The organism is Leifsonia sp. KNZ12-8B (assembly GCF_056755495.1).
Window position 1 is genome coordinate 32,249 of the sequence record NZ_JBPGXM010000021.1, and the last position, 9,664, is coordinate 41,912.

The following is a 9,664-nucleotide window of genomic DNA, read 5'->3' on the forward strand; positions in this document are numbered from 1 at the left end:
CGTCAGCCCCGCAGCCGCAGTCCGCGCGGCGTCGCTGTGAAGCCCGCCTCGGTCAGCGCGTCGCCGAGCGCGGTGCCGAGCACGAAACCGCCGTTGACGGTCTCGATCGCGAGCTTGTCGACCCGGCGCGACGTCACGAGCGCGGCGAGGGCGCGGGAGGCTGCGCGCATCGCCGCGACGGCCTCCTGGGCCTCCGGTCCCTCGGCGGACGGGTCGACGAAGCACAGCAGGCTCTTGCCGCCGCGCTCGACGTAGAGGGTCAGCTCGCCGTCGACCAGCACGACCAGCGCACCGGCCTTGCGGCCGGGCCGGTGACCGGTTCCGCCCTCCGTCCCGCCCGCCGGCGTGGGCACGGCCGGCCAGGGGAGGGCGGCGCCGTACGGGTTCGCCGGGTCGGTCGCCGCGAGCGCGACGGCCTCGAACGACCGCTCCTGGGTGTGATCGCGCGTGAACGAGCGCAGCCGGTCGACGGTCGCGCCGGCCGCGAACTGGGCGGCGCCGAGCGTCTCCACGAAGTAGCCGCGGCGAGCGCGGCCGGTCTCCTCGAAGCCGCTCAGCACCTTGTAGGCGAGTGCGAAACCGCCGGGCGTCCCCTCGTTCATCACGGAGCCGCGGGTCACGACGCCGTACCGGTCGAGCAGCGTCTCCGCCTGCCCGTGCGCCCGGACCGTGGAGTCGAGGTCGCGCTCGGGCAGCAGCGACCATCGGCCGGCCACGGTCGGCGGCCCCATCCTCGTGACCATCGCCGAGCGGGTCGCCGCACGGCCGCGGTACATGCGCGACCGCGTCGGCTGCCGGGGCCGCTTGTGCGCAGCGGTGCCACCGGCGGTGAGCACGCGCAGCGGCGCCAGCGTGTCGTTGGTCACGAGTCCGGACCAGGCGAGATCCCAGAGCGCGGTCTCGAGGGCGGAGTCGTCCACCGCGGAGCCGCGCTCCATGCCGACCGCGTCGGACAGCTGCCGGAAGAAGTAGCCGCCGCCGCGCGACAGCGCCGCCAGCACGCCGCGCTGCAGCTCGTCGGGGTCGTGCTCCTGGGGCGGGGCGAGCGTGAGCGGTGCGCTGTCGGAGAGGTGGAGGCTGACCCAGCCGTCGTTGCCGGGCAGCGAGCCGTCGCCCGCCCAGATGACCTCGCCGGTCGCCGTCAGCTCGTCGAGCATCGCCGGGCTGTAGTCGGCCACGCGGCTCGGCAGCACGAGCGACTCCCAGGCGGAGGCGGGGATGCGGGCGCCGGCCAGCTGCTCGATCACCGAGGCGACGGCATCCACCCCGCGCAGCGTGGAGCCGACGTGCTGCCAGTCGGGCAGGAACCGCGCGAACGCGGCGGTCTCGACCGGCTCGACCTCGTGCCGGAGCGCGGCCAGCGACATCCGCCGGAGGCGTCGCAGCACCTCCGCGTCGCTCCACTCGGAGCCGTGGGCGTGCGGCCGGAACTCGCCCTCGACGACCCGGCCGTCGTGCGCGAGACGCCGCAGCGCGTCGTGGACGATCGCCGGCCCGAGCGCGAACCGCGCCGCGATGTCGGCGACCTCGAACGGACCGTGCGTGCGCGCGAATCTGCTGACGAGGTCGCCGAGCGGATCGTCGACCGGCTCGATGAACGCGACCGGAACGCCGATCGGCAGCGGCACCCCGAGCGCATCGCGCAGCCGCGCCGCGTCTTCGATCGCCGCGAACCGCTCGACCCCGGCGATCGTCACCGCGAGAGCGCGCCGCGAATCGACCAGGGTGCCCAGGTGCGCGCGGGCGGTGGCGGCGTCCGCGGCGGGAGGCGCGAGCTCGGCGTCGGCGGTCCCGGCGTCGGCGCTCTCGGCGTGGGCGCTCTCGGCGTCCGCGTTCCCAGCGTCGCGGTCCGGCGCACCGACCACCGCGGCCGCCCCCTCGGCCTGCAACCGCTCGGCGACCTCCTCCACCGACAGCGGGCCGAGCAGCCGGAGCAGGTCGGCGACCCCCTCCACTCCGCGGACCCGCCGGTCGGGGTCGAGGCGCTGCAGCTGCCGCTCCACCCGCTCGATGACCTGCGGGTCGAGCAGCTCGCGCAGCTCGGCGCGGCCGAGCAGCTCCGCGAGCAGACCGGCGTCGAGCGACAGGGCGGCGGCCCGGCGCTCCGCCAGCGGGCTGTCGCCCTCGTACATGAACGCGGCGACATATCCGAACAGCAGCGAGCGGGCGAAGGGCGAGGCCGACTCCGTGCTCGCCTCCACCAGCCGGATGCGCCGCTGCTCGATCTGCTTGGCGATGTCGTCGAGCGCCGGGAGGTCGTAGACGTCCTGGAGGCATTCGCGGATCGTCTCGAGGATGATCGGGAAGCTCGGGTACTTGCGCGCCACGTCGAGCAGTTGCGAGGCCTTCTGCCGCTGCTGCCACAGCGGTGACCGCTTGCCCGGGTTGTACTTGGGCAGCAGCAGCGCGCGGGCCGCGCACTCGCGGAAGCGGGAGGCGAACAGCGCCGAGCCGCCGACCTCGGTCGTGACCAGCTCGTCGAGCTCCTGCGGCTCGAACACGAAGAGCTCGCCGCCGGGAGGCTGCGCCTCGGTGTCGGGGATCCGGACGATGATCCCGTCGTCGGCCGCCATCGCCCCCGCGTCGATGCCGTACCGCTCGCGCACGCGCGCCTGCACGGCCAGCGCCCACGGCGAGTGCACCTGCATGCCGAACGGGGAATGCAGTACGACGCGCCAGTCGCCCAGCTCGTCGCGGAAGCGCTCGACGACGAGCGTGCGGTCGTCCGGCACGTGCCCGGTCGCGGCCTTCTGCTCGCCGAGGAAGGCGAGCAGGTTGCTCGTCGCCCACGCGTCGAGCCCGGCCTCCACGCAGCGCAGCTCGGCGTCGGCGGGGGAGGCCGCGCTCACCTCGCGCATGAACGCGCCGACCGCGCGCCCGAGCTCGGCGGGCCGTCCGAGTCCGTCGCCCTTCCAGAACGGCAGGCGCCCCGGCTCGCCGAACGCCGGCGTGACGAGCACGCGATCGTGCGTGATCTCCTGGATGCGCCAGCTGGTCGACCCGAGCGCGAACACGTCGCCGACCCGCGACTCGTACACCATCTCCTCGTCGAGCTCGCCGACGCGGCTGGCCTTCTCGCCGACCATGTAGACGCCGAACATCCCGCGGTCGGGGATGGTGCCGCCGCTGGTGACGGCGAGCCGCTGCGCGCCCGGCCGGCCGGTGAGGGTGCCGGTGTCGCGATCCCAGACGATGCGCGGCCGCAGCTCGGCGAACTCGTCCGACGGGTACCGGCCGGCCAGGAGGTCGAGGGTGGCGTCGTACGCGCTGCGCGGGAGTGTCGCGAAGGGAGCGCTGCGCCGCACGGTGTCGAACCAGTCGTCGGCGTCGATCGGCTCCAGCGCGGTCGCGGCGACCGTCTGCTGGGCGAGGATGTCGAGCGGGTTGGTCGGCACCCGCAGCGTCTCGATGAGCCCGGCGGTCATCCGCTCGGTGGCCACGGCCGAGTGGATGAGGTCGGCGCGGTGCTTGGGGAACAGCACCCCGCGCGACACCTCGCCGACCTGGTGACCGGCGCGGCCCACCCGCTGCAGGCCGCTCGCCACCGAGGGCGGAGCCTCCACCTGCACCACCAGGTCGACGGCGCCCATGTCGATGCCGAGCTCGAGGCTGGAGGTCGCGACCACGCACCGCAGCCGCCCGGACTTGAGGTCGTCCTCGATGAGCGCCCGCTGCTCCTTGCTCACCGAGCCGTGGTGGGCGCGCGCGAGCACGAGGGTGTCCGGGTCGGCCACCGCCTGCGAGCCCCGCGTCTGCCCCGCGCCGCCCATCAGCTCGGCGGGCGCGCGGCGCGGCTGCGCCCCCGCCTCGGCCGCCGGCTCGGAGACGTCGCCGCCGAGCAGCCGCTCCTCGTAGATCTCGTTGAGCCGTGCCGTGAGCCGCTCGGCGAGGCGACGCGAGTTCGCGAACACGATGGAGGAGCGGTGCTCCAGCACCCGGTCGACGATCGCCTCCTCGACGTGCGGCCAGATCGACCCGGCCTGCGGGCCGGACCCGTCGTCGTTGTCGCTCGCGAACGTCGACGTGCCGAGCTCGCTCATGTCCTCGACCGGGACGACCACGCGCAGGTCGAAGCGCTTGCCGGCGGGAGGCGCGACGACCTCCACCGGCGAACGCCCGCCCAGGAACCGCGCCACCTCCTCGGGCGGCCGCACGGTCGCCGAGAGACCGATGCGTTGGGCGGGCTTGGCGAGGAGGCTGTCGAGCCGCTCCAGCGACAGCGCCAGGTGCGCGCCGCGCTTGGTCGAGGCGACGGCGTGCACCTCGTCGACGATCACCGTCTCGACCTGGGTCAGCGTCTCGCGGGCCTGCGACGTCAGCATCAGGAACAGCGACTCGGGCGTCGTGATCAGGATGTCCGGCGGATTCGTGACCAGGGCGCGGCGATCGGACGACGGCGTGTCTCCGGAGCGCACGCCGACGCTCACGTGCGGCGGCTCGGAGCCGAGCCGCTTCGCCGTCTGCGTCACCCCGACCAGCGGCGCGCGGAGGTTGCGCTCGACGTCGACGCCGAGCGCCTTCAGCGGCGAGATGTAGAGGACGCGCGTGCCGGGAGGCGCCGCCGGATCACGCGGCTGCGCCGCCAGCCGGTCGATGGCCCAGAGGAAGGAGGCCAGCGTCTTGCCCGACCCGGTCGGGGCGATGACCAGCGCGTGCTTGCCGTGCGAGATCGCCTCCCACGCACCCTCCTGTGCAGGAGTGGGCGCGGCGAAGGCCCCGCGGAACCATTCGCTGGTCGCGGGGGAGAAGCGGTCGAGCACATCGCCCATCCCTCCATCCTGCCCCCGACCACCGACACTGTCAGGTGCCTGTCAGGGGCATCCCAGCCGGTCGACGGCGGGGCTCTCGTAGGCCGCGGGATGCGGGAGCGCTCAGCGCGGCAGGTTGTCGCGGATGAAGGCGCTGATGTCGCCGAGCTCCAGCGGCGAGATGCCGTGCCCCAGCCCCTCGTAGATCCGCGCGTCGAGCGCGCTGTGCTGCGGCAGCCAGTCGCTGGTGCGGTCGAGGGAGGTCGCGGGGATGGAGTCGTCGAGCGTGCCGCGCCCCCAGAAGACCGGCGGACGGCGCTCGGCGAGCTCGGCGTCGCCCTGCTGGGACCCCTGCACGACGAAGCCGGAGAGCTGGACGGCGTAGTCGAAGCGCTCCGGCGCGAGACGCAGCAGCTGCAGCGCGAGGGCCCCGCCCTGGGAGAAGCCGAGGAGTCCCGTCGGCACGGCCGGCTGGTCGTCCAGCCACTCCAGCACCGCCCGCGCCGCGGCGTCGGCGTTGCCGGCGAGCGGGTCGGCAACGACGTTCGTGAACCGCGAGAACCAGGCGAAGCCGGGGCCTTCGGGAATGGGAGCGCGGAGCGAGGCGATGACCGGCTCCAGGGGGAGGTACGCCGCGATCCCGAACAGATCGGCCTCGTCGGAGCCGTAGCCGTGCAGCAGCACGAGCAGCGGCCGCCCTTCGCGGTCGCGCTCGCCCGCCGACCAGAGGACGGCGTCGCGGTCGAGGTGGAGGTCGGGAGCGGGGAACGGCACCCTCCATTGTGCTCATCCTCGGTGTTATCTCCACAGCCCCCGATCGTGTGGCCCCCATCCACAGATCGGGCTGTCCCCTGGCCGTCGCCCGTCGGGTGCCTAAGATCGGTGGCATGAGCGTGCGCACCCCCGACCCCGATCCGACCCCGGACCCGTTGCCCGGCGACGGCCCCCAGCCCGGGCCGGCGTGGCTCAGCGACCTGGAGCTGGAGCAGATCAGGCGGCGGCTCCCGCTGCTCTACGTGGAGGCCGTGCCGGTGCGCGTGGACGGGCTCGGCCAGGTCACCGAGGTCGGCGTGCTGCTGCGCGCGAACGCCGTCGGCGAGATCACCCGCACCCTGGTCTCCGGCCGGGTCATGTACGGCGAGACGCTGCGCGAGGCGCTGTTCCGTCACCTCGAGAAGGACCTCGGCCCGATGGCGTTCCCGCTGCTGCCGGCGAGCCCCGTCCCGTTCCAGGTCGCCGAGTACTTCCCCCTGCCCGGCGTCTCTCCCTTCACGGACGAGCGGCAGCACGCGGTGTCGCTGGCCTACGTCGTGCCGGTCACCGGCACCTGCGAGCCCCGGCAGGACGCGCTCGAACTCACCTGGGTGACCCCGGAGGAGGCCGTCTCGCCCACGATGTGCGACGAGCTCGAAGGCGGCCGCGGCGCCCTGGTGAAGGCCGCGATGGCGTCGGTCGGCCGCATCCTGGCGTAGCCCGAGACCTGGTTCACGAACGGAGGCATCCCCTCCCCATCCACCCGGAATCTCCTCCGTCCTCCGCGACACGCCGGCGCGGAGGCCCCGCCCTCCTCCGTTCCTGACGGTGCCTCTCAGGCCGCCGCCGACGTCGCGACCCCGGCGACGACGGTGTCCACGAGGAGGTCGAAGCTGCGGTCCAGATCGTCGGGGAGCCCGAAGCCGCCGCTCAGCTCCAGGACGACGAAGCCGTGCACGGCGCTGCGGAAGACGCGGATCGCGTCCACGCTCCGGTCCTCCGGCAGCCCGAACCCGCGCAGCGCGGCGCGCAGCACCGCCAGCGTCTCCTCCGCCCGCGCGGCCAGTTCGCGATCGGCCGGGTCGGCGAGGTCCGCCGCGACCTGCGTCGCCGCGTACCGCCCGGGATGCTCGGTCGCGTAGCGGCGGAGGGCGGTGGCGGCGGCACGGACGGCGTCCGGCCCCGAGCGGCCGATGGTCGCGGCCGCGAGCACGCGCGTCAGCTCGGCGACAGCCTCCACCGCCAGCCGCCGGCGCAGGTCGTCGAGCGACGCGACGTGCTTGTACAGACTCGGCACCGCCACGCCCGCCCGCCCCGCGACGGCGGCGAGGGTAAGGCGGTCGAAGGCGGTCACGCCTCCCTCGTCGAGCACGTCCAGCGCGAGCGCGGTCACCGCCGCCGCGGTCAGCCCGGCCCTAGGCACCCGCGCCTCCCCGACCCTCGGCGCCTCCCCAACCCTCGCCGCGGAGCCGGGCCAGGAACGCGAGGGTCTCCGGCAGCACCAGCTCGGGCCGCTGCGCGTGGGGGTAGTGACCGGCCTCGGGGACCCGGACCACCTCCGCGCCCACCGACTCCAGCCAGTCGGCCTCCGCGGCCGGGTCGCGGAAGTCCGGGTCGAGGTCGCCGACGAAGGCGAGCATCGGCGCCGTCACCTCCGGCAGGCGCGGCTCCACCACCGCGTGCGTCAGCTGGAGGGTGAGACGGCGGAACGCGCGCAGCCTCCCCGGCTCGTGGAGGCTCGCGCGGATGGCCGCGACATGCTCGCCGAGCCACGGCGCCGTGCGTCCGCGGTTGAGCACCGAGCGATAGTAGGCGGCCCAGGCCCGTGCGCCCCACGGCGCGCGGAACAGCACCCGGTACGCGCCGTGCATCGCGGCGACGGTCGCGCGCCCCATGGCCGGCTCGCGCAGCAGCGGTCCGAACAGCACGAGCCCGCTCACGAGGTCCGGGCGCTCCGCCGCCGCCCATGCGGCGGCCGCCGCGCCCATCGAGTTGCCGAGCACGACGGCCGGGCCGCCGAGCTCCTCGATCAGCGCGAGGAGGTCGCCTCCGGTCGCGATGTCGCCGAACGTGCGGAAGCCGGTGTCGGACTCGCCGTGCGCGCGCAGGTCCGTGACGGCGACGCGGAAGCCGGCGTCGACCAGCGGGCCGACGAGCTCCCGGTAGGAGGAGCGGAGGTCGCCCATCCCGGGGACGGCCACGACGAGCGGGCCGGAGCCCTCCACGGTGTACGAGACGCGTCCCTCAGGGCGCTGCAGGAAGCGGACCTGCTGAGCGATGGAAGTATTCATAGCCGTAAAGCTAATAGCATTAGCTAACGGTGTCAACCTTCTCTGCCGACTCGCGCTCGTCTGCCGACGCGCGCTCGCCCGGGAGTGCGACCGGGTACGGCTCGACCGCATCGGCCGAGATGCTGACCTCACGCCAGCGGGTCGCCTCCGCGAGCTGCCGCTCGGAGTACGCGATCGCCAACTCGGCCGCGGTGCGCCCGAGGAGCAGGTGGGTCGGGAGGTCGTCGCCGTGTGCGACGCGCACCAGGATGTCCGCCGCCCGTACCGGGTCGCCGGCGGCGACGCCGCTCTCGCGCATCCGGCTCATCCGGCCGATCGTCTCCTCGTAGCCGGCCGGGATGTCGTCGATCGTCATGGACGACCCCGCCCAGTCGGTCGCGAACCCACTCGGCTCGACCACGAGGACCCGGATCCCGAACGGCGCCGTCTCGGCCGCCAGCACCCGGCTGAAGCCGTCGACCGCGAACTTCGCCGCCTGGTACGACGCGATGCCGCCCGACCCGCCGACGCGCCCCCCGACCGACGAGAACTGGATGATGAGCCCGTCGCCCTGCTCGCGAAGCAGGGGGATGGCCGCGCGCGAGACGTTGTAGACGCCCCAGAAGTTCGTCTCGAACTGCGTGCGGAAGTCCTCCGGCGATCCGGTCTCGATCGGGGCGACGTTCGCATATCCGGCGTTGTTCACGACCACGTCGATGCGCTGCCAGCGTGCGCGGGCGGCTTGGAGGGCGTCGGCCGCGGCATCGGCGTCGGTGACGTCGAGGGGGAGCGGGAGGATCCGGTCGCCGAACCGCTCGACCAGGTCGGCGAGCTGCTCGGGTCGTCGTGCGGTGGCGGCGACGCGGTCGCCGCGGGTGAGGGCGGCCTCCGTGAGAGCGCGGCCGAAGCCGCGGGAGGAGCCGGTGATGAACCACGTCAGAGTTGTCATGACGGTTAGTACAACACTGTTTCGTTAATAATGCAACCGCGTTGCGCTAACCTGGTTCCGTGGAGACGGGATTCGAGCGAGCGAGGTCCGCAGAGGCCAAGCGCGAGCGGGAGCAGTCGATCCTGCGCGCCGCGCGCCTGGAGGCGGAACGCCGCGGGACGCGGGAGGTGACCCTCACCGACATCGCCGAGGCCGTCGGCATGCACAAGTCCGGGCTCCTGCGCTACTTCGAGACGCGCGAGCAGATCTTCCTGCGGCTCACGGCGGAGGAGTGGGCGGCGTGGCGCGGCGAGCTCCTGCCCGCCCTGGCCGGCATCGCGGACGCGCCGCCGGCCTCCCCGGCGGCGGTGGCGGGCATCCTGAGCCGGACGCTGGTCGCCCGACCGCTGTTCTGCGACCTGCTGGCGCACACCCCGCTGAACCTGGAGCGCAACGTGTCGGTCGAGACCGTCCGCGCGTTCAAGCTGGAGGTGCACGGGCACGTGGATGCCATCGCGGCCGAGCTCCGCCGCCTCCGCCCCGGCATGACCGAGCTGCAGTCCATCGACGTGATCGCGACGGCGACGAGCATGGCCGGCGCGCAGTGGCAGATGGCGACCCCCGGACCTGAGCTGGAGGCGCTCTACCGCAGCGATCCGCGCCTTCAACACGCGATCGTGCTGGTCGAGCCGCGGCTCACCCGCGTGCTCACGGCGCTGCTGGCCGGGTTCGGGGGCTGACGGCGGGAGGTCGGCGCTGCGGGTGCGAAGGGAGGTCGCCGGACGGCTTCGCCGGCGTGCCGACCCGACGGCGGAGGTCGCCCGACGGCTTCGCCGGCGTGCCGGCGGAGAACGGAGGTCGCCCGGCAGTTTGGTCGGCGTGCCGGTGCAGAACGGAGGTCGTCGCACAGCTGCACCGGCGTGCCGACGGAAAAGGGAGGCGCTCCCGGCCGTGTGGGCCGGGAG

General features: G+C 74.0%; 7 protein-coding genes. 2 read left to right on the plus strand and 5 right to left on the minus strand.

What is annotated here, in order from left to right; genetic code table 11:
• Nucleotides 1–2: 2 nt before the first annotated feature.
• Both ACR9ZG_RS05510 and ACR9ZG_RS05515 read right to left on the minus strand, forming a co-directional pair.
• Entirely contained in the window at nt 3–4,769 is a 4,767-nt protein-coding gene (locus tag ACR9ZG_RS05510) for an Lhr family ATP-dependent helicase (protein ID WP_481283820.1), read from the minus strand.
• A gap of 102 nt (nt 4,770–4,871) precedes the next feature.
• The gene (locus ACR9ZG_RS05515) at nt 4,872–5,522 is read right to left on the minus strand and encodes an alpha/beta hydrolase (protein WP_481283821.1); all 651 of its coding nucleotides are present in this window, start codon (nt 5,520–5,522) and stop codon (nt 4,872–4,874) included.
• Between the two features lie 113 nt (nt 5,523–5,635).
• Between ACR9ZG_RS05515 and ACR9ZG_RS05520 the strand changes: the two genes are divergently transcribed.
• Nucleotides 5,636–6,220: an NUDIX hydrolase family protein gene (locus tag ACR9ZG_RS05520; RefSeq protein WP_301212951.1), complete on the plus strand. Its 585-nt coding sequence runs from the start codon at nt 5,636–5,638 to the stop codon at nt 6,218–6,220.
• 116 nt (nt 6,221–6,336) lie between these two features.
• Here ACR9ZG_RS05520 and ACR9ZG_RS05525 read toward each other — a convergent pair whose 3' ends face one another.
• The 3 genes from ACR9ZG_RS05525 to ACR9ZG_RS05535 are packed head-to-tail and all read right to left on the minus strand — an operon-like array spanning nt 6,337 to nt 8,720.
• The gene (locus ACR9ZG_RS05525; RefSeq protein WP_481283822.1) at nt 6,337–6,924 is read right to left on the minus strand and encodes a TetR-like C-terminal domain-containing protein; all 588 of its coding nucleotides are present in this window, start codon (nt 6,922–6,924) and stop codon (nt 6,337–6,339) included.
• Complete coding sequence (locus tag ACR9ZG_RS05530) at nt 6,917–7,792, minus strand: alpha/beta fold hydrolase (protein ID WP_481283823.1); 876 nt, start codon at nt 7,790–7,792, stop codon at nt 6,917–6,919. The genes ACR9ZG_RS05525 and ACR9ZG_RS05530 overlap by 8 nt, the downstream gene beginning before the upstream one ends.
• 19 nt (nt 7,793–7,811) lie before the next feature.
• Nucleotides 7,812–8,720, minus strand: coding sequence for an SDR family NAD(P)-dependent oxidoreductase (locus tag ACR9ZG_RS05535; RefSeq protein WP_481283824.1), 909 nt, complete (start codon nt 8,718–8,720; stop codon nt 7,812–7,814).
• Nucleotides 8,721–8,779: 59 nt separating this feature from the next.
• On the opposite strand from ACR9ZG_RS05535, the gene ACR9ZG_RS05540 reads away from it, so the two are divergent.
• On the plus strand, nt 8,780–9,439 hold the full coding sequence (locus ACR9ZG_RS05540) for a TetR/AcrR family transcriptional regulator (RefSeq protein WP_481283825.1): 660 nt from the start codon (nt 8,780–8,782) through the stop codon (nt 9,437–9,439).
• Nucleotides 9,440–9,664 lie beyond the last annotated feature (225 nt).

What these genes read in the sequence shown, in the direction of transcription:
- ACR9ZG_RS05520 (WP_301212951.1), top strand. Translation starts at nt 5,636, where the DNA reads ATGAGCGTGCGCACCCCCGACCCCGATCCGACCCCGGACCCGTTGCCC.
- ACR9ZG_RS05530 (WP_481283823.1), bottom strand. Translation starts at nt 7,792, where the DNA reads ATGAATACTTCCATCGCTCAGCAGGTCCGCTTCCTGCAGCGCCCTGAG.
- ACR9ZG_RS05535 (WP_481283824.1), bottom strand. Translation starts at nt 8,720, where the DNA reads ATGACAACTCTGACGTGGTTCATCACCGGCTCCTCCCGCGGCTTCGGC.
- ACR9ZG_RS05510 (WP_481283820.1), bottom strand. Translation starts at nt 4,769, where the DNA reads ATGGGCGATGTGCTCGACCGCTTCTCCCCCGCGACCAGCGAATGGTTC.